At 68.7% G+C, this 19,183-nt stretch carries 14 protein-coding genes and 1 tRNA gene; 6 read left to right on the plus strand and 9 right to left on the minus strand.

Annotated features, from left to right (window positions below; translation table 11 throughout):
• Positions 1–178: 178 nt before the first annotated feature.
• From D6T64_RS17195 to D6T64_RS17205, 3 genes are all read left to right on the plus strand, one after another.
• Complete coding sequence (locus tag D6T64_RS17195; protein WP_119975909.1) at positions 179–2,314, plus strand: hypothetical protein; 2,136 nt, start codon at positions 179–181, stop codon at positions 2,312–2,314.
• A gap of 19 nt (positions 2,315–2,333) precedes the next feature.
• On the plus strand, positions 2,334–3,260 hold the full coding sequence (locus D6T64_RS17200) for a Ppx/GppA phosphatase family protein (RefSeq protein WP_119975910.1): 927 nt from the start codon (positions 2,334–2,336) through the stop codon (positions 3,258–3,260).
• An 86-nt stretch (positions 3,261–3,346) separates the two neighbouring features.
• On the plus strand, positions 3,347–3,790 hold the full coding sequence (locus tag D6T64_RS17205) for a YdeI/OmpD-associated family protein (RefSeq protein ID WP_119975911.1): 444 nt from the start codon (positions 3,347–3,349) through the stop codon (positions 3,788–3,790).
• Positions 3,791–3,819: 29 nt separating this feature from the next.
• Here D6T64_RS17205 and D6T64_RS17210 read toward each other — a convergent pair.
• From D6T64_RS17210 to hisS, 7 genes are all read right to left on the minus strand, one after another.
• A tRNA-Leu gene (locus D6T64_RS17210) sits at positions 3,820–3,896 on the minus strand.
• A gap of 47 nt (positions 3,897–3,943) precedes the next feature.
• Positions 3,944–5,434, minus strand: coding sequence for an NAD(P)/FAD-dependent oxidoreductase (locus D6T64_RS17215; protein WP_119975912.1), 1,491 nt, complete (start codon positions 5,432–5,434; stop codon positions 3,944–3,946).
• 39 nt (positions 5,435–5,473) lie between these two features.
• Positions 5,474–6,763, minus strand: coding sequence for a S8 family peptidase (locus D6T64_RS17220; protein ID WP_119975913.1), 1,290 nt, complete (start codon positions 6,761–6,763; stop codon positions 5,474–5,476).
• Positions 6,760–7,317 (minus strand): DUF501 domain-containing protein, encoded by a 558-nt coding sequence (locus D6T64_RS17225; protein ID WP_119975914.1) that lies wholly within the window; start codon positions 7,315–7,317, stop codon positions 6,760–6,762. The genes D6T64_RS17220 and D6T64_RS17225 overlap by 4 nt, the downstream gene beginning before the upstream one ends.
• The gene (locus D6T64_RS17230) at positions 7,314–7,862 is read right to left on the minus strand and encodes an FtsB family cell division protein (RefSeq protein ID WP_119975915.1); all 549 of its coding nucleotides are present in this window, start codon (positions 7,860–7,862) and stop codon (positions 7,314–7,316) included. The genes D6T64_RS17225 and D6T64_RS17230 overlap by 4 nt, the downstream gene beginning before the upstream one ends.
• Before the next feature lie 107 nt (positions 7,863–7,969).
• Complete coding sequence (eno, locus tag D6T64_RS17235) at positions 7,970–9,250, minus strand: phosphopyruvate hydratase (protein ID WP_119975916.1); 1,281 nt, start codon at positions 9,248–9,250, stop codon at positions 7,970–7,972.
• A gap of 126 nt (positions 9,251–9,376) precedes the next feature.
• On the minus strand, positions 9,377–10,657 hold the full coding sequence (gene hisS, locus D6T64_RS17240) for a histidine--tRNA ligase (RefSeq protein ID WP_119975917.1): 1,281 nt from the start codon (positions 10,655–10,657) through the stop codon (positions 9,377–9,379).
• Positions 10,658–10,814: 157 nt separating this feature from the next.
• On the opposite strand from hisS, the gene D6T64_RS17245 reads away from it, so the two are divergent.
• Both D6T64_RS17245 and D6T64_RS17250 read left to right on the plus strand, forming a co-directional pair.
• On the plus strand, positions 10,815–11,753 hold the full coding sequence (locus D6T64_RS17245) for an ABC transporter ATP-binding protein (protein WP_119975983.1): 939 nt from the start codon (positions 10,815–10,817) through the stop codon (positions 11,751–11,753).
• The gene (locus D6T64_RS17250) at positions 11,750–12,904 is read left to right on the plus strand and encodes an ABC transporter permease (RefSeq protein WP_233551321.1); all 1,155 of its coding nucleotides are present in this window, start codon (positions 11,750–11,752) and stop codon (positions 12,902–12,904) included. The genes D6T64_RS17245 and D6T64_RS17250 overlap by 4 nt, the downstream gene beginning before the upstream one ends.
• A gap of 142 nt (positions 12,905–13,046) precedes the next feature.
• Here the strand turns inward: D6T64_RS17250 and D6T64_RS17255 are convergent, their stop codons facing one another.
• Complete coding sequence (locus D6T64_RS17255; RefSeq protein ID WP_119975918.1) at positions 13,047–13,775, minus strand: MazG family protein; 729 nt, start codon at positions 13,773–13,775, stop codon at positions 13,047–13,049.
• A gap of 227 nt (positions 13,776–14,002) precedes the next feature.
• On the opposite strand from D6T64_RS17255, the gene D6T64_RS17260 reads away from it, so the two are divergent.
• The gene (locus tag D6T64_RS17260; protein WP_119975919.1) at positions 14,003–15,223 is read left to right on the plus strand and encodes a Na+/H+ antiporter NhaA; all 1,221 of its coding nucleotides are present in this window, start codon (positions 14,003–14,005) and stop codon (positions 15,221–15,223) included.
• On the opposite strand, the gene mfd is transcribed toward D6T64_RS17260, so the two are convergent.
• Positions 15,153–18,788 (minus strand): transcription-repair coupling factor, encoded by a 3,636-nt coding sequence (gene mfd / locus D6T64_RS17265; RefSeq protein WP_119975920.1) that lies wholly within the window; start codon positions 18,786–18,788, stop codon positions 15,153–15,155. The two genes, D6T64_RS17260 and mfd, sit on opposite strands and share 71 nt — an antisense overlap.
• Positions 18,789–19,183 lie beyond the last annotated feature (395 nt).

A 19,183-nucleotide genomic window follows, 5' to 3' on the forward strand; every position in this document is an offset into this window, starting at 1 on the left:
CAGTCTGCCGCATAACGAATGAGGCTTCGTGTCGTGCCGACGCCTTCAAGAGATTGACATTCCGTCGGTATCCCCGTGAAATGGGGGGACGGGGAGGCGCGTGACCGGATCGTGGCGAAAACTACTGACGAGATCAGTGCGGCTTCGCCAATCCTCTTTCACGCTTGTAGCCGCTGCGGTGCTCGCAGCCGTGGTTCTCGGCCCGGTCCTCGCCGAAGCCGGCCCCGCGGCAGCGCTCTCCGGGGTGTCGGTCTCAGCGGTGTCGGAAGAATCGACGACGATTGAGCCTCGCGCCGCCACGACGACTCCCACCCCGTCGCCGACGCTCGAAGGCGTTCCGACGATTTCGAGTCCCCCGGACGGCGTCTTCATCGGGCGCTCCACGACGACCGTCGCAGGAACCCGGGAGGCCGACCAGGAAGTCCAGCTGCTCTCGCCCACCGGCGGAGATCCGCTCTGCATCATCAGGCCCGACGGGACGACGACCTGGACCTGCGACGCGAATCTGCCCAACGGAGCATCCGTCGTGCTGCGCGTCGTGGTCACCGGGCAGTCCCAGCTGAACGACCAGATCACCGTGTCGGTGCTCGGCGCCCCGACGGTTCTCGGCGGCCCGAGCGGCCAGTCTGCCTCAAACGGCATGGTGCGCGGAACCGGCGAGCCCGGCGCATCCGTCTCGCCCGTGCTGCCCAACGGCCAGACCTGCGTGGCCACCGCCGACACCGGCGGGCACTGGGCGTGCTTCATCGAGGGAACTCTGGCCAGCGGCAGCGTGGCCGTCACGGCCAGCCAGACCAAACAGAGCATCAGCGGGCCGTCGTCGTCGAACGACAGCGCACCCGTGACGGTGCGGTTCGACCTGGACGTGCCCGCGGCGCCGGCGCTGGCCTCACCGCGGGACGGCGCGCGGCTGTCCACGGCGGGGGCGGTGTACTCCGGTACCGGTGAAACCGGCGCCACGGTGACCGTCTTCGCCGGGGCGTATTCGGTGTGCACGGCCGTCGTATCCGGCGGTGCCTGGCAGTGCTCGGCCGGGGGCGTCGCCGCGGGCACCTACAACGTGATCGCCGCGCAAGAGGACGAGGCCGGCAACCTGAGCGGCGGCAGCCCGGCCGTGTCGGTGCTCTACGCCGAAGTTTCGGCGAGCCCGTCCCCCTCGGCGTCGACCACACCGACCCAGCCGGGAGCGACCACGTCGGCTCCGACCGATGACGCGACGGATGCCCCGAACCCCACCGACAGCGCCACGACGGCTCCGAGCACCCCGGTGCCGACGACCCCGGGCACACCCGAAGCGGCCCCGTCCGACGACCCAGGCGATGACCTAGCCGCGCTGCAGCCCGGCACCTGGAACGATCCGACGCGGTTCACGACGGCGGTCGTCTCCCCCTTCACCGGCTCCGACTACCCCTGGCTGCAGGCGGTGCTGTTCGCCGTCGGCGCCGTACTGCTGCTGGCGGTTCCGGCCCGGCTGCTCGCCGGCACGATCACGCGCGCACGCCACGGTCGGCCGTTCTGGCGCGGAAGCTCGCTCGCCGGCCGCAACCGGGTGCGCGAGGAGTTCGAGACCGCGCCCACCGTGCGGCTGAACCGCTGGCTGCTGGGGGCAGCGGCACTCGTAGCGGCAGCGACACTCGTCATGCTCTCCGGCCCGATCGTCAGCGAACCGGCGTACCTGCGGTTACTCGTCGCCGTGGTGATCGCCCTTTTCCTGGTCAACCTCGTCGCATCCATCGCCCCGTTGTCGTGGAGTTCGCGGGTGCTGAAGCTCGATGCCACCATCACGTTTCTGCCGCGTTATCTGCTGCTGATCTTTCTCACCGCGATCGGTTCCCGGGTCTTCGGCGTGGAACCGGCGCTGCTGTTCGGCCTGCTCGGCAGCGTGACCGTGGTCGCCGGAGCCACTCCGGCGCACCGTGGCCAGCTGGCCACCGTGCGGGCCGCGAGCCTGATCGCTCTGGCCGTGTTCGGCTGGTTCGTGCTGGGAGTGCTGCCCGCCGCCGAGAACTTCGGCACAGCCCTGGTCGCGGAGATCGTCAACACCCTGGTGCTCGCTGCGATCGGCTCGGCGGTGTTCATCCTCGTGCCGATCGGCAGCACCAGCGGCCGCAGCATCCTGTCATGGTCGCCGCTGGTCTGGGTCGGGCTGACCCTCGCGGCGCTCACCGTGCTGTTCGGCGTGCTCTCCCCCGTCGTTGCCGTCTGGCAGAGCGACGGCACGATCGCGCTGTTGTGGGTTGCCGCCGCCGCTTTCGCCGCCCTCAGCTGCGGTGCCTGGGCGTGGCAACGGTTCGTGGCTCCGACGCAGGCCTAGCGCGCGCTATCGTCAGAGTGTGCGCTTAGGAGTCCTCGACGTCGGGTCGAATACCGTCCATCTGCTCGTTGTCGACGCCCATAACGGTGCTCCGCCGGTGCCGATGGCCACCGACAAGTCGGTCCTGCGCCTGATGCGGTATCTCACTCCCGAGGGAGCCATCACCAAGGAGGGCATTCAGGCCGTGCTCACGGCGGTGCAGAACGCCGCCGATGTGGCCGCAAAACATCACATCGACGAGCTGCTGCCCTTCGCAACCTCGGCGCTGCGCGAGGCGACCAACGGTCCCGAGCTGCTGGCACGGGTCGAAAAAGAGACCGGGGTGGCGCTGCAGGTCTTGTCGGGCGAGGACGAAGCACGGCTGACGTTTCTGGCCGTGCGGCGCTGGTACGGCTGGTCGGCCGAGAACATCCTGCTCTTCGACATCGGCGGCGGCTCGCTCGAGATCGCGGCCGGGTCGGGCGAGAACCCCGACGTGGCCATCTCACTGCCACTCGGCGCCGGCCGGTCGACAATCGGGTTCCTGCACGACGATCCCCCCTTGCCGGGCCAGGTGCGCAAACTGCACGAGCACGCCGCTGCGCTGCTGACGGATGCCGTCGCGGCCTTTTCGGCGCTTCCCGCGCCCGACCACGTGGTCGGGTCGTCCAAAGCCATCCGCTCGCTCGCCCGGCTCGCGGGATCGACCTCCGACGGCTTCGGCTCCGGCGGCCGGCTGCGCCTCAGCCGCACCGAACTCGACAACTGGGTACCGCGCCTCGCGCGCATTCCGGCCGACGCCCGCCCGGCCCTGCCCGGCATCACCGCCGACCGCACCTTTCAGATCGTCGCCGGCGGCATTGTGCTGAGTGAGGCGATGCGAGCATTTCGCACCGACGAGCTCGAGGTCTCGCCGTGGGCGCTGCGCGAGGGCATCATTTTGCGCTACCTCGACCGCCTCGGCTGAACCGCTGCGGCATTCGGGAGAGATGCGACCCGGACGACCGCGCTAGCATGGTCGCTTTCGGATTGCGACCAGAACGGACTGGACCCATGCCCCGATTCACCACAGACCTGCTGCAGCTCGGCAACAACGTCGGCATCGTGATCCCCGACGAGGTCGTCGCCGAGCTCGGCGGTAAGCGCGTTCCCGTCGTCGTCACGCTGAACGGCGGCTACAGCTACCGCAACAGAACGGCCGTGATGGGCGGCCGAAATCTGGTCGGGCTGAGTTCTGAGCACCGGGCCGCGTCGGGCTTCGGCGGAGGAGACACGGTCGAGGTCCTGATCGAGCGCGACGATGCGCCCCGCGTGGTCGAGGTGCCGGAATCGCTCGCCGTCGCACTCGCGGCCGATCCCGCGGCAACCGCGGCCTGGCAGAAGCTGTCGTACAGCCAGCAGAAAGAACTCGCTCGCGGCATCGCCGAGGCGAAGGCCGAGGACACTCGCAGCCGCCGGGTAGACAAGACGATCAGCCAGCTGCACGCGGATTCCTGACTGTCGGCTTTACCGCGCAGGTCGATTCGTGGTGCCCCCACTGGGATTTGAACCCAGACTGTAACGATTTTAAGTCGTCTGCCTCTGCCGATTGGGCTACGGGGGCGCGCCCCGCGAAGCGCTGTGCGCTCCGCGGGGTGCAGGTGGTGCTGGCTACTTCGCGTCGACCTTGGCGGTCTCGGCGACGGGAGCGGCCTGGGCAGCGGATGCCGGCGCATCCGTCGTCGGAGCAGCGGCCTTCACCGTGGGCTTGCGCGGCGCACGGGGTGCGCGCGGGGCCGTGGTCTTGACCGGGGCCGCGGCGGCGGGGGCCGCCTCGGCCGGGGGCTTCGGACGCGATGCGAACTCCTGGAAGACCGCGCGCGGCGTCTGCGTGGCGCCGAGCGAGACGATGTCGCGGCCGAGGAAGAAGTTGTTCACCCAGCCCCAGATCACGCGGAACTTGCGCTCGAAGCTCGGCATCGCGAGGCCGTGGTAGCCGCGGTGCGCGAACCAGGCGAGAAGACCGGTCATGGCGAACTTGCCGCTCTGGAAGGCACCCACGCCGACGCCGAGGCCGGCAACGGCTCCGAGGTTCTTGTGGTTGTACTCCTTGGCGCCTTCGCCGCGCAAGACGGCGACGATGTTCTTGGCCATGAGCTTGCCCTGGCGCACAGCGTGCTGCGCGTTGGGCACGCAGTTGCCGCCGACGCCGCCGCCGCTGAGATCGGGCACGCAGCTGACGTCGCCGGCCGCCCAGGCGTCCTGCACGATGTCGTCTTCGGTTCCGACGCGCAGGTCGGCGCGGGTCTGAACCCGGCCGCGCTCTTCGATCGGAAGGTCGGTGTGACGCACGATCGACGGGTTCGCCATGACGCCGGCGGTCCAGACGATGAGGTCGGTCTCGAAGATCTCTCCGGTGGAGAGCTCGATCTTGCCGTCGACGGCACTCTTCAGCTGCGTGTCGAGGTGGATCTGCGCGCCACGGCCGGCGAGGTTCTCGATGACCCAGAGGCTCGTCTTGAGCGACACCTCGGGCATGATGCGGCCCATGGCCTCGATGAGGTGGAAGTGCGTCTCATCGAAGCTGATCTCGGGGTACTTGGTGAGCAGCGACGTCGCGAAGGAGCGCAGCTCCGCGAAAGCCTCGATGCCGGCGAAACCGCCACCGACAACGACGAAGGTGAGCAGGCGTTCACGCTCAGGGCCGGCCGGGAGGGCCGCCGCGAGGTCGAAGTTGCGCAGCACGGTGTCGCGGATCGCGACGGCCTCTTCGATGGTCTTGAGGCCGATGGCCTGGTCGGCGACACCCGGGATCGGGAAGGTGCGCGAGACGGCGCCAGCGGTCACCACGACGATGTCGTAGGCGAACTCGTAGGGCTCACCGATCGGCGGCGTGATCGTCGCGGTCTTCTCGGCGTGGTTGATGTAGGTGACCTTGGCAGCGACAACGTTCGTCTTCTGCAGGTGACGGCGGTGAGCGACGACCGCGTGGCGCGGTTCGATGGATCCGGCAGCGACCTCGGGGAGGAAGGGCTGGTACGTCATGTACGGAAGCGGGTCAACCATGGTGACCTCGGCTTCACCGGATCGCAGCCATTTCTCAAGCTTCCACGCGGTATAAAAACCGGCGTAGCCACCACCGACGATGAGAATTTTGGGCACGATGAAAAGGCCTCCTACATGATTCTGATGCGCGAATGCTTACGGTTTTCGCCGAATTCGCCTGATATGCCGAGTGGCTCCAGTGCCGAGCAGCACTACTAGAGTACCAAATCCCACGAGCACGAGGAGCGGAACAGTAATGTACGTCACCGTGAGCGGTGTCGGCAGCCACGCGGAGACCACATTCCGTGTCGGCAGCGCCGGGTCGGGCGCTACCTCACGTGGCGGCAGCGGTTCGGCCGTCGGCACGGATTCCGTTGCGGTGTCGGCGCGACGGTGCAGGTGGATCCACTCGCTCAGCTGCTCGGCCGGGGTCTGGCCGTAGGCGCGCGGCACCGATGCGGCGACGGCTTCGGCGGCGTTGATGAGGCCGTTGCCATAGATCGGGCTCGGCACGTCGTGACCGTTGGCGTCTGCGGTCGCGACGACCCGGTTGATGACCTCGGAGGCGTCGAGGTTCGGGTGTGCGGCCCGCACCAGTGCGACGAGGCCCGCAACGATCGGGGCCGCCGCGCTCGTACCGCCCCACTGCACGTAGCCGCCGCCCACGGTCACGCCGACCAGCTCTTCACTCGGCGCGGCGACGGCGATCGTGATGCCCTGGGTGGACGCGTCAAAACTGGCCTCCTTGCCGCGGTCGACGCCGCCGACGGTCAGCACGCCGGGCATGGTCGCCGGAGCTCCGACCTCCTCGGTGCCGCTGCCCCGGTTGCCCGCGGACGCGACGACGATCACATCGTTGTCGAACGCGTGGAGAAACGCGCTGTCCCAGCTTTCGGGCCAGTCCAGGGTGTTGCGGGTGAGGGACATGTTGATGACGTCGGCGCCATTGTCCACGGCCCAGCGGATGCCCTCGGCGATCTGGTCGTCGTTGCTCACGGTGGATTCGCTGGTGCCCAGGGCCACCGAGACGGCAAGGAGCGACACCTCCGGGGCAACACCGAGCAGCCCGGATTCCTCGCCGGTGCCGCGGCCGGCCAGGAGTGATGCGGCGAGGGTACCGTGAGCGGGATTCACGCCGACCGGGGTCTGGCCGTTGGAGGAGCCGATACCCGAGACATCCGTTCCCCCGACGATGGCACCATTCAATTCGGGGATGCTGCCGTCGACTCCGGTATCGATGATCGCCACGGTGACGCCGGCGCCTCGGGTGGTCTCCCATGCTTTCGTGAAGCCGTAATCGGTCAGCCAGTAGGACATATCGCGAATCTGGTCGGCGCGCGCCGCCGGGGCATCGAGCACGACGGAGCCGCCGACCAGGGTCAGCGCCAGGGTCAGCCCGATGCCCACGCCGATGCGGCGCCACAGCCTCGTCGCGCGTCGGGTCATGCGGTGTCGGTATTCGTGGTGTCGGTATTCGTGGTGTCGGTATTCGCGGTGTAGTCGAGGCAGACGCACACGGTCGGGGACCAGTTCGCGCGGGCGAGCGCGAGGTCGCCGATCGGGTTGACGCCCGGGCCCGCCGACAGGGAGTGCGCCGCGAGGGCGTGCAGGCACTTCACCCGGGTGGGCATGCCACCCGAGGAGATGCCGGCGATTTCGGGCACGGTCCCGAGCGTTTCACGATCGGCCAGGAAGCTCGCGTGGGCGGCGGCGTAGGCCTCGCGCACGGACTCGTCCTCGGCAAGCAACGCGTTGTACTCGTTCATGACCTGGGTCGCTTCGAGCGCGCTGATCGCGGCCGTCGCCCCGGGGTGGCAGAGGTAGTACAGCGTGGGGAAGGGCGTGCCGTCGTGCAGTCGGGGCGCGGTCGCCACCACCGTCGGGGCGCCGCAGACGCAGCGCGCGGGGATGCCGACGACGTCGCGGGCCGGGCGTCCGAGCTGGGCGGTCACGGTCGCGATGTCGGCCTCGGTGAAGGGCTCGAACGGCGGCCGGGTCACGGGGTGACCTCGGGAACGGTGGTGCCGGGCACGGCGGCGTCAGACGTGGGGGCGGCGGCCTCGGGCGCGAGCCCGGCGGTCATCACAGAGGCAAACATGGAATCAAGCCAATCGATATCGGTGTCCTGGATTTCGGCGCTGACGGGCGGGGCATCCGCCTGGCCGGCGGCCACCGGGAGGTCATTTATCACGAGAAAACTGATGTCCCCAGGCAGCACGTAGCTCAGTCGCTCCCGGGCCTGGGTGGTCACGAAGGTGCGGTCGTCCCAGCGGTCACGTTCGATTTCGAGGTCGTCGACCTCGGTGCGCTGGTCGTCCACGCTCGCGCTGAGCCGGTTGATCTCCTGGCGTTGTTCGGCATAGGTGCGCAGGCTCGGCGCGAGAACGACGACGGCCATCACCAGGATTCCCATCATCATCAGCGAAAAACCTGAGAAGCGGATGCCGCGCAGCCAGCCGGCGACGGGCGTTTCGACCGTATCCGGGTCGACCGGGGGCGGCGTGTTCGAACGCATACGGGAGCGGCCGGGCGGAGTGCGGCTCACGACGGCTCCTTTCGGCGGGACGGCTGCTGCGGGTTACGGGTGTGGGAGGGGTCCTCCCCGCGCGTGGCGGAGAGGACCCGGTGGTGCTGGTGGTGCGGGTTTTCGTGTTATTTGGTGTATCGCGGGAACGCGGAACGGCCGGCGTAGACCGCGGCCTCGCCGAGCTCTTCTTCGATGCGCAGCAGCTGGTTGTACTTGGCGACGCGCTCGCTGCGGGCCGGGGCGCCGGTCTTGATCTGGCCGGAGTCGGTCGCGACAGCGAGGTCGGCGATCGTGGTGTCCTCGGTCTCGCCGGAGCGGTGCGAGATCACGACGGTGTAGCCGTTGCGCTGGGCGAGGGCCACGGCGTCGAGCGTCTCGGTGAGGGTACCGATCTGGTTGACCTTGACGAGGATCGAGTTCGCGGCGCCGAGGTTCAGGCCCTTGGCGAGGCGCTCCGGGTTGGTGACGAACAGGTCGTCGCCGACGATCTGTACCTTGTCGCCGAGCTGGGCGGTGAGGTGCACGTAGCCGTCCCAGTCGTCTTCTTCGAGCGGGTCCTCGATGGAAACGAGCGGGTAGGTCTCGACGAGCTCGGCGTAGTAGGCGACGATCTCGGAGGCAGAGAGTTCCTTGCCCTCGAAGTGGTAGACGCCATCCTTGAAGAACTCGCTCGCGGCGCAGTCCAGGGCCAGGGCGATGTCGGTGCCGGGCGTGTAGCCGGCGATTTCGATGGCTTCGACGATGAGGTCGAGCGCGGCGCGGTTGCTCGGCAGGTTCGGAGCGAATCCACCCTCGTCGCCGAGGCCGGTGGAGAGGCCCTTCGACTTGAGCAGGCCCTTGAGGGCGTGGTAGGTCTCGACGCCCCAGCGCAGGCCTTCGCTGAAGGTCTCGGCGCCGAGCGGCACGATCATGAATTCCTGGATGTCCACGTCGTTGTCGGCGTGGGAGCCACCGTTGATGATGTTCATCATCGGCACCGGCAGGGTGTGCGCGTTCGGGCCGCCGAGGTAGCGGAACAGCGGCAGGCCGGCCGAGCTGGCGGCGGCCTTGGCCACGGCGAGGCTGACGCCGAGGATGGCGTTGGCGCCGAGGCGCTCCTTGTTATCGGTGCCGTCGGTCTCGCGCAGCACCGCGTCGACGACGCGCTGGTCGGTCGCGTCGATGTCTTCGACCGCCGGCCCGAGCTCGTCGACGACGGAGTCAACGGCCTTGAGCACACCCTTGCCCATGTACCGCGACTTGTCGCCGTCGTGAAGCTCGTAGGCCTCAAAGGCGCCGGTGGAGGCTCCGGAGGGAACGGCGGCCCGACTGACGGTGCCGTCCGAAAGAAGAACCTCGACCTCGACGGTCGGGTTGCCTCGGGAGTCGAGAATTTCGCGTGCGTCTACTGCCTCAATAAGGGCCACAACTATCTCCTGCTTCTGGGTGTTGGGGTGAGTCGGGGTGAGTCAAGGAAAACAACGCTGTAATCCGGTGTCAGTCTAACCAGTGGCTCCGGCCGGTTCCCTGACCGGCCCGGGTGAGGGCCCGGGTTAGGAGCCGAGTGCCTTGAATTCGAGGGCACCCACATCGACGGTGTCGTCCCCGACCATGGCGAAGCGTCCGTAGCCGGCCGCTCCGGCCCGCTCGAGGAGGGCCTTCAGGTTCTTCGTGCGCTTCTCCAGTCGCACCCGCAGGCCGGTCTCGACGAGGGCGGTCTTCAGCGCCACGAGGCGAGCCGGGTCGGCGTCTTTCTCGTGCACGAGCACCACCGCACGGTCAGCGGATGCCGCATCCGCTCCGAGCAGGTCCACGATGCGTTCGAAACCGATCGAGAAACCGCAGGCGGGGACATCCGTGCCGAGAAAACGGCCGATCATGCCGTCATAGCGGCCGCCGCCGCCGAGGGAGTAGCCGAGATCGGGATGGGCGATTTCGAAGATCGTTCCGGTGTAATAGCCCATGCCGCGCACGAGGGTCGGGTCGAAGACGAGGTCGACGCCGGGCAGGGCGGCGCGCAGTGCTTCGAGGTCGGCGAACGCGGCGGCGTCGAGCCAGGCGGGGGCCTCGCCTGCAGCGTCGGTTCCGAGCGTCCAGCCGCCGGCACCGAGGGCGGTCAGGGTCTCGGTTGCCGCGTCGGGGGTGACGCCCGCGCCGATGATGCCGAGGGCCTCGAGTTCGGCGACAACGCCGGCGACGCCGATCTTGTCGAGCTTGTCGAGGGTGATCAGGGCGCGTTCGCCGGCGTCCGCAGTGACGCCCCAGTGGGCGAGCAGCCCGGTCAGGATGCGGCGGTCGTTGATACGGATCGAGCACCCCGCGAGGCCGAGCGCGTCGAGGGTCGCGCTCGTCGCCGTGATGAGCTCGATCTCGGCGAGCGGGCCGGATTCGCCGATGATGTCGATGTCGCACTGCACGAACTGGCGAAAGCGGCCTTTCTGCGGGCGTTCGGCCCGCCAGACCGGAGCGATCTGGATTGCACGGAACACCGTCGGCAGCTCGGCGCGGTGGCTGGCATAGAAACGGGCCAGGGGCACCGTCAGGTCGAAGCGCAGGCCGAGGTCGGCGAGCGCGAGCACGTTGTCGGTGTCGGCGGCGGATGCGACATCCGCGGCGGAAAGACCGCGCTTCAGAACCGCGAAGCCGAGCTTTTCGTTGTCGCCGCCGAGGCCGGAGTGCAGGCGGGCGGAGTCCTCCATGACGGGGGTTTCGATCTCGTCGAAGCCGTGGGAGGCGAAGCTCTGCCGAATGATGCCGAGCGCGTGCTCGCGCGCGGCCTTGTCGGCGGGGAGGAAGTCGCGCATGCCACGGGGAGGGGTTACTGGTGTCGCCATGGATTAATTGTCTCAGGTCGGGCGCGGCGGGCTGCGCCGCGGCATCCGCTTCGAGGCCGGAATCACCCCGAACGCGCGTGCGGCCTCGGATAGTGAGACCCGAATAGGGACCCCCTAGACTCGGGGTCAACCACGATCGGCAACCATGGGGGACGCGATGCAGCTCGGTATTCAGGTCAGCGGCGTGAGCCGTGCTTTCGGCAGCGTTCAGGCGGTCGCCGATGCCACCCTCAGCATTCCGCCGGGCTCGGTCACGGCGCTCATCGGGCCGAACGGCTCCGGCAAGACCACCCTGATGCTGATGCTCGCGACCCTGCTCGCGCCCGACGCCGGCACCATAACGGTGAACGGCCATGACCCGGCGACGCAGCCGCAGCTGGTGCGGGCGAGCATGGGCTGGATGCCCGACGTGCTCGGCTCCTGGCCGACCCTCACCGTGCGGGCCGCGCTCGAAACCACCGGGCGCATGTACCGCCTGAGCCGACCGGCGGCAGCCGCCCGCGCCGAAGAACTCATCGCCCTGACCGGTCTCGAAGAGCTTGCCGATCGGCCCTCGCGGGTACTGTCCCGCGGCCAGAAGCAGCGCCTGAGCCTCGCCCGAGCGCTCGTGCACTCCCCGTCGGTGCTGCTGCTCGACGAGCCGGCATCGGGCCTCGACCCGGCCGCCCGCATCAACCTGCGTGAGCTCGTGCGCCGCCTCGCCGGCGAGGGCACCGCGGTGCTCGTCTCCAGCCACGTGCTCGCCGAGCTCGACGAGATGGCCGACGCCGCGGTGTACCTGACGAAGGGGCGCACGGCCAGCCCGGAAGCGCTCGCCCGCGCCGGTGCGAGTTCCCGGGCGTGGCGCATCCGCTCGCTCGATGCGCCGGCCCTCGCCGCAGCGCTGACGACGATCGGGGTCTCCCCCGGCATCACGAGCGTCGACAAGCTCGGCACCCTCGTGCAGGTGACCGGGGAGGTCGCCGCCGCCGAGCTGCTCGGGCGGCTGATTCGAGCGGATGTGCCGGTGTGCGACTTCGGCCCGGCCGTCGGCAACCTCGAACACACCTTTCTCGACCTCAACCGCCCGACCAGCACGACGGAGATCGCCTCATGACGGCCGCGACGAACACCCCCACGAACGGCGCACCCGCCGAAGGGGCGGCATCGTTCGCCGACTGGATGTCGGGCCTCTGGCTGATCGTCACCCTCGAACTGCGCCAGCGGGTGCGCGGCAAGGCCTGGTATGTGCTGCTGGGTATCTTCGTGCTGCTCGTCGCACTGGTGACGACGCTGCTCTGGTACGCGACGGCCGCAGAGTACGTGGGCGGCGGTGGCGTCTTCTCGATGATCGTGTTCTTCGTGTTGCTGCTCGGAACGCTCGTCTCGCCCGCGCTCAGCGGCAACGCCGTCAACGGCGACCGGGACGCGGGCACCCTCGCGACCACCCAGGTGACCCTGATCAGCGCCGGACAGCTCGTGCTCGGCAAGTTCGTGGCCGCGTGGATCACCTCGCTCGCGTTTTTGGCGGCATCCGTGCCCTTTTTGATCTTCGCGGTGAGTGCCGGGGAGGTGTCGGCCGCCACGATCGGCACGTCGATCCTGGTGCTCGCGATCGAACTCGGCGTCATCGCGGCGATCGGCGTGGGGCTCTCCGGCGTGGTCATCCGGCCGCTGTTCTCGATCGTCGTGACCTACCTGCTGGTGGCAGCGCTCAGCCTCGGCACCCTCATCGCGTTCGGGCTGCTGGGAGCGGCGACCAAGGCGACGGTGACGAGCACGTTCACACCCGTGCTCAGCTCCGACTTCGACCCGGAGACCGGCGAGCAGTCCAACGTCGTCTGTGGCGTGCCCGAGACGACGACCTACGAGACCCCGCGCTTCGACTACTACTGGTGGATTCTCGCCGCGAACCCCTACGTCGTGGTGGCGGATGCCTCCCCCGGCGTCTTCGACGAGAACGGCTCCCCGAGCGACTCCTTCGGCTGGATCGCCGTGAGCGTGCGGCAGGCGCAGACGCCGCCGGAGCTGGCCACGGAGTACGACGCGTGTGACGAGGCCGCGAACGGATACGACAGCTACTCGGGTGAGTATCCGGGGATGCAGGTTCCGGGCCCGACCCAGCAAGAGATCTACGACGGCGCGCTGCCGTCCTGGTTCGTCGGGCTCGCGATTCACGTGGCGCTCGCGGTCGGCGCGCTGTTGTGGGCCTGGCGCCGCACGATCACGCCGGCCCGCCGCCTGGCCGCCGGCAGCCGCATCGCCTGAGGCCTCCCGCAGTCCGAGGGTCGGCCCACTTGGTTTCGACCAGCGCGCTTCGCGCGCAGGCTCAACCGGCGAGATCGGTCCCGCTGGTGGCGCGGTCGAAACCCCGCAAGACGACCTACGGAATCCCGCCGCAGGGTTCTCCTTAGGAGCGGGGGAGGCCGATGATGCCGGCGTCGAAGGCATCCTCTGAAGCGGGAGCGGCGGCATCCGTCGCGGAGGTCGTCTCGTGGTCGCGGATCTCGGACTGCAGGTCGCGCAGCGCGGTGCGCAGAGACCGCTCGGCGTCGAGGCCGCGGGCCTTGGCCGCCGAGACGATCGCGAGCAGCAACGGGCCGAGATCGTCTTCGCTCTCGATCTGGAGCGGGAAAGACGTGTCCACCTCGAGCAGGCCGATCTTCTGGGCGCGACCGAGCACCTTGTCGGCCAGGGCCAGCGCGGGCATGCCGAGCGGGATTCCGTCGAGCACGCTCGTGCGCTCGGGCTTCTCCTCGGCCTTGAACCCGTCCCAGGCGGCCGAGACGTCCGCCGCGGTGGCGAGGGTCAGGTCGCCGAAAACGTGCGGATGCCGCCCGATCATTTTCGCGTTCAGGTGCGCGGCGACGTCTTGAATGTCGAAATTCTCACCCGGGGTCTTCGAGGCGAGGTCGGCGTGGAAGAGCACCTGGTAGAGCACGTCGCCGAGCTCCTCGAGCAGTTCCTCGCGGGTGCCGCCCTCGATCGCCTCGATCAGTTCATGGCTTTCCTCGACGAGGTACTGCACGAGCGAGGCGTGCGTCTGGTCGGCGTCCCACGCGCATCCGCCCGGGCCGCGCAGCACGGCGACGGTCTGAATGAGGGTGTCGAGCGGGCTCGGGGCATGCGGCGTGGTCATGAAAACTCCTTGGGCGAGACGGTCCTTCAATCGTAGGCGGGCTCTCGCCGTGGTCACCGTCGAGTCGTTCGCGCTGCTGAACCGCCTCGCTCAAATCGCTGGAATATCACCCGCTGCTAAACTGGGGAGTGCGTGCCGACCACTCAGGCCCTCCGCGCCTCATTCATCCGGCTCCCTCACTCGGCACTAATCCGGCGGCGCGACCGCTGGGCAGACTGGCTCCCCCCATGACTTTTCTCCGTTCCGAGCGTTACTCGGCCATCCTGCTGCTGATCGCAGCGGCCATCGGTCTCGTGCTGGCCAACCTGACCTTCGGCCCGGGCTTCATCGCCGCCACGAGCGAGCCTCTGCCCACCGGCATCTTCGGCCTCGACCTCTCGATCCGGCACTGGATCAGCGACGGCCTGCTCGCCATCTTCTTCTTCAACGTCGCCGTCGAACTCAAGCGCGAGCTCGTGATCGGCGATCTGAACAGTGTGAGCAAGGCGAGCCTGCCGGCCATCGCCGCCATGGGCGGGGTCATGGTGCCCGCCGGCATCTACCTGCTGATCACGGCGGGCACCGGTTTCAGCAACGGATGGCCCGTTCCCACCGCGACCGACATCGCCTTCGCCATCGGGGTGCTCGCCGTGTTCGGCCGCGGCATCCCCACCCGCGTGCGGGTGTTCCTGCTGGCCCTCGCCGTGCTCGACGACCTCGTCGCGATTTTGATCATCGCGTTCTTCTTCACCGACAACGCGAGCCTCGACTTTCTCGGCTTCGCCGTGATCGCCGCGACCCTGTTCGGTCTGACCAGCCGGCTGCTGAAGCCCCGCGCGACCTGGGTGCTCAGCCGCAAGCCGCAGTGGCCGATCATCAGCGCCCTCGTGGTGCTCGGCGTGCTGACCTGGTACTTCACCTACCTCTCCGGGGTGCACGCGACGATCGCCGGCGTGATCCTCGGCCTCGTGATGGCCCGCCGCCCGGCCGGGCGCGCGCACTACCTGCTCGAACCGGCCTCCAACGCCATCGTGCTGCCGCTGTTCGCCGGTTTCGCCGCGATGGTCACGATCCCGCAAATCGCGGTGTCTGACATCAGCCCGGCGTTCTGGGGAATCGTCGTCGCGCTTCCGGTCGGCAAGCTGCTCGGCATCACCCTCTTCGGCTGGATCGGCACAAGCGTCGCCCGCCGGGGCATGAAGAATGCGAAACCGGGATCCAAGCCCGGCCTGGCCTTCATCGACATCGTCGTCGTCGCGTGCCTCGGCGGCATCGGTTTCACGGTGTCGCTGTTGATGGCCGAGCTGGCCTTCGCCGGCGACCGTGTGGTCATCGACGAGGCCGTGCTCGCGGTACTGATCGGCTCGGCGCTGTCCATGGTGATCAGCGCCGTCGTGGTCAGCTCGCGGGCACGACACTATCGACGGGCTTCGGAAACAGCGCGGTCAGCAGCGACCCCGTCCAGCTGATCAGCTCGGCGTCGTTCGGCGCCACTCCCCCGGGCCGGGGCATCGGAACCGTGATGGCTCCGGTCGCGTTCACGTAGCGGGCGCCGGGGTACATCCGCTGCAGGCGAACCTGCAGTGAATCGGCGAGGTCTGCCGGGGCGATGCGCAGGTTGGAGCCCATCGCGACGACCTCACTGAGGCCGGCCTGCTGGGCCTGCCAGCGCAGCCGGCTCACGGCGATCAGGTTCTGCACCGGGGTCGGCGGTTCGCCGTAACGGTCGGTGAGTTCCTCGAGCACGAGGTCGATCTGGTCGGCGGCAGCGGATGGCGCACTCGCGCTCGACAGCTTCTGGTAGCCCTCGAGGCGCAGCCGTTCGCTGTCGACGAAGTCGTGCGGGATGTGGGCGTCGACGGGCAGTTCGAGCCGCAGCTCGGTCTGTCCCTCGGCCACGTCGCCGCGGAATGTGGACACCGCCTCGCCGATCATGCGCAGGTAGAGGTCGAAGCCGACGCCGGCGATGTGGCCGGCCTGTTCGCCGCCGAGCAGGTTGCCGGCGCCGCGAATCTCGAGGTCTTTCAGCGCCACCTGCATGCCCGCGCCGAGCTCGTTGTTCGCCGCGATCGTCGCGAGCCGGTCGTGCGCGGTCTCGGAGAGCGGCTTGTTCTCGTCGTAGAGGAAGTACGCGTAGGCGCGTTCCCGGCCACGGCCGACGCGGCCGCGCAGCTGGTGCAGCTGGCTGAGCCCGAATTTGTCGGCCCGATCGATGATGATCGTGTTCGCGTTGGCGATGTCGAGGCCGGTTTCGATGATCGTCGTCGAGACCAGGATGTCGAACTTGCGCTCCCAGAAGTCGCCGACGACCTGCTCCAGCTGCGCTTCGGGCAGCTGGCCGTGGGCGACCGCGATGCGGGCTTCGGGTACGAGTTCGGCCAGTTTCGCCGCGACCCGGTTGATGCTCGTCACGCGGTTGTGCACGAAGAAGATCTGCCCCTCGCGCAGCAGCTCGCGCCGGATCGCGGCGGCGACCTGACGCTCGGAGTACGGGCCGACGAAGGTGAGGATCGGGTGCCGGTCTTCGGGCGGGGTCGCCAGGGTCGACATTTCACGGATGCCGGTGACCGCCATCTCGAGGGATCTCGGGATGGGCGTGGCACTCATCGCGAGGATGTCGACGTTGGTCTTGAGCTTCTTGAGGGCGTCCTTGTGCTCGACGCCGAAGCGTTGCTCCTCGTCGATGATGACGAGGCCGAGGTCCTTGAAGATGATCGAGGGCGAGAGCAGCCGGTGGGTGCCGATGACGACATCCACTGTGCCATCGAGCATGCCGGCGACCGTCTCGCGGGATTCCTTCTCGGTCTGGAACCGGCTGAGAGCACGCAGGTGCACGGGGAACCCGGCGAAGCGCTCCTTGAAGGTCTCCATGTGCTGGCTGACCAGCAGGGTCGTGGGCACGAGCATCGCGACCTGCTTGCCCTCCTGCACCGCCTTGAAGGCGGCGCGCACGGCGACCTCGGTCTTGCCGAAGCCGACGTCGCCGGAGAGCAGCCGGTCCATCGGGATGGGCCGTTCCATGTCGGCTTTGACTTCGTCGATGGTGGTGAGCTGGTCGGGGGTCTCCACGAACGGAAAAGCCTCCTCGAGCTCGCGCTGCCAGGGCGTGTCGGGGCCGAAGGCATGGCCCTTGCTCGCCATGCGCGCCGAGTACAGCTTCACGAGTTCGACGGCGATGTCGCGCACCGCGTGCCGGGCCTTGCTCTTCGCGGTCGACCAGTCGCTGCCGCCCATCTTGCTGAGCGTCGGGGCCTCGCCGCCGACGTAGCGGCTGACCAGGTCGAGCTGGTCGGTGGGTACGTAGAGCTTGTCGCCGGCGTGCCCCCGCTTGGCGGGCGCGTATTCGAGCACGAGGTACTCGCGGGTGGTCTTGACCGGGTTGCGGCCACCGCTCGACACCTCCCGCTGGGTCAGTTCGAGGAATCGGCCGATGCCGTGGGTCTGGTGCACCACGTGGTCGCCGGCGACCAGCTGCAGCGGGTCGACGACGTTCTTTCGGCGGCTGGCAAGCTTCTTGATCTGCCGGCCGTCGTAGCCGACGGTGCGGCCGTAGAACTCCGATTCGCTGATCAGGCTGAGTTTCGTCTCGGGGATCTCAAAACCATGATCGATGGATGCCTTCAGCAGGTACGCGATACCGGCCTCCGGTTCGAGGGGGAACTCGGTGACGATGCGGGCGGGCAGCTCGTGCTCGGCGAGCACGTCGGCCGCACGCTCCACGAGCCCGGCGCCCTGGGCGACGATCGCGACCGTCCAGCCGGACTTGAGGCGGTCGGTGAGGTGACCCACGGCACCCTCGACGCTGCCGGCGAAGCTCGGCACGGCCGTGGCGTCGATCCGCACCGTGAGCAGTTCGTCCATGTCGTACCGGTCGAGGTCCGCGGGGTCGCCGGCGGGGGCATCCGTCGGCGCGGCCTGGAACGTGCTCAGCGTCCACCAGACCCGCTTCGACGACGGCTCCCCGGGGCGGCTGAACTTCACGGTGTCCTTGAGCCGGCTGAGGGTGAGGAAGTCGCCGGATTCGAGGTCGATCGGCGAGTCGGCGCCGGCCGTCGCGGCGCTCCACGCGGCGGAGAGAAACTCGCGGTTGGTCTCGGCGAGGCTGATCGCCCGGCTCGCGACGCGCTCCGGCGAGATGACGGCGACGGCGGTTTCGAGGGGCAGGTAGTGGGTGATCGGCACGAGCCGGTCGACGAGGGCGGGAGCGAGGCTCTCCATGCCCTCAACCGGGATGCCCTCGGCGATTTTGGCGAGCATGCCGGCGAGGCTCGGAAATTCGTGCTGCATCTCGCGGGCGCGCTGGCGCACGGCGGGGCTCAGCAGCAGCTCGCGGCTCGGGGGCAGCAGCACGTTGGTGACCGGCTCGGGGAAGGACCGCTGGTCGGCGACCGAGAATGCGCGAATCTGCTCGACCTCGTCGCCGAAGAATTCGACCCGAAACGGATGCGACGCCACGGGCGGGAAGACATCCAGGATTCCGCCGCGTACCGCGAACTCGCCGCGCCGGGTGACCATGTCGACCCGCGCGTAGGCGACGTTGACGAGCTGCAGGGTGATGGCGGCGAGGTCGTGGCCGCGGGCCCCCACTGTGAGGTCTACGGGCACGTAGTCGGTGAGGTTGTCGGCGACGGGCTGCAGCGCGGCGCGCACCGAGGCGACGACGATGAGCGGTTTGCGCGTCTCGGGCGCGGACTCCTCCCACTCGCGCAGGCGGCGTAGCGCGTGCAGGCGCCGGCCGACGATCTCGGCGCCGGGGCTCAGGCGTTCGTGCGGCAGGGTTTCCCAGGCCGGAAAGTCGATGATCTCCGCGTCGCAGGCGAAACCAGCGAGGTTGTCGCGCAGGGCCTCGGACTCGCGGCCGGTCGCCGTGATGACGAGCAGCGCTTGGGCGCTGCGTTGGCTGAGCAGCCCGGCGAGGAGTGGGGCGTGCAGGCCCTCGGTCAGCGAGAAGTCCGCATCGCGGCCCGCGAAAGTCAAGGCGTTGTCGAACGTGGACGCGCGCGAAAGCGCTGCGATTAAGCCCTGAAGGATCACTGGACAAGTCTACGCGGCGCTCGGGCTGTACCATTCGACGGAGATCGCGCCCGAAGGCCGCGCTTCAGGCTTGACCGAGTTTTTCGGGTGAATCTTCGTCGAAGAGGTCGGACCTGCTCTGCGGCGACAAATCAGCGACGGATATTGAGGAATCCGTCGCTGACAACGGCCCACCACCCGGCCGCGCCGGCAGGTAGCCACGGCGTGCAGCTCTCGCTGCCCGATGCCAGCGGACGGAGAAGATCCGGCGGTCAGGTTCGTGCTGCCCAAAGCTGCTCGTGCGCGTGGCCTGCCAGGCGCACGAGCAGCTTTTCGGCGCATCAACGCACCGAACAGCAACTTTCCGGCGCACCAGCAGCTTTCCGTCGCACGGCACGGGCGCACGGCAGGGGCGC

Source organism: Cryobacterium melibiosiphilum (genome assembly GCF_003602235.1).
Classification (GTDB): domain Bacteria; phylum Actinomycetota; class Actinomycetes; order Actinomycetales; family Microbacteriaceae; genus Cryobacterium; species Cryobacterium melibiosiphilum.

Coding starts and splice junctions, on each gene's coding strand:
- D6T64_RS17205 (WP_119975911.1), top strand. CDS start 3,347: ATGCCCCGATTCACCACAGACCTGCTGCAGCTCGGCAACAACGTCGGC.
- D6T64_RS17220 (WP_119975913.1), bottom strand. CDS start 6,763: ATGACCCGACGCGCGACGAGGCTGTGGCGCCGCATCGGCGTGGGCATC.
- hisS (WP_119975917.1), bottom strand. CDS start 10,657: ATGGCGACACCAGTAACCCCTCCCCGTGGCATGCGCGACTTCCTCCCC.
- D6T64_RS17245 (WP_119975983.1), top strand. CDS start 10,815: ATGCAGCTCGGTATTCAGGTCAGCGGCGTGAGCCGTGCTTTCGGCAGC.
- D6T64_RS17250 (WP_233551321.1), top strand. CDS start 11,750: ATGACGGCCGCGACGAACACCCCCACGAACGGCGCACCCGCCGAAGGG.
- D6T64_RS17255 (WP_119975918.1), bottom strand. CDS start 13,775: ATGACCACGCCGCATGCCCCGAGCCCGCTCGACACCCTCATTCAGACC.
- D6T64_RS17260 (WP_119975919.1), top strand. CDS start 14,003: ATGACTTTTCTCCGTTCCGAGCGTTACTCGGCCATCCTGCTGCTGATC.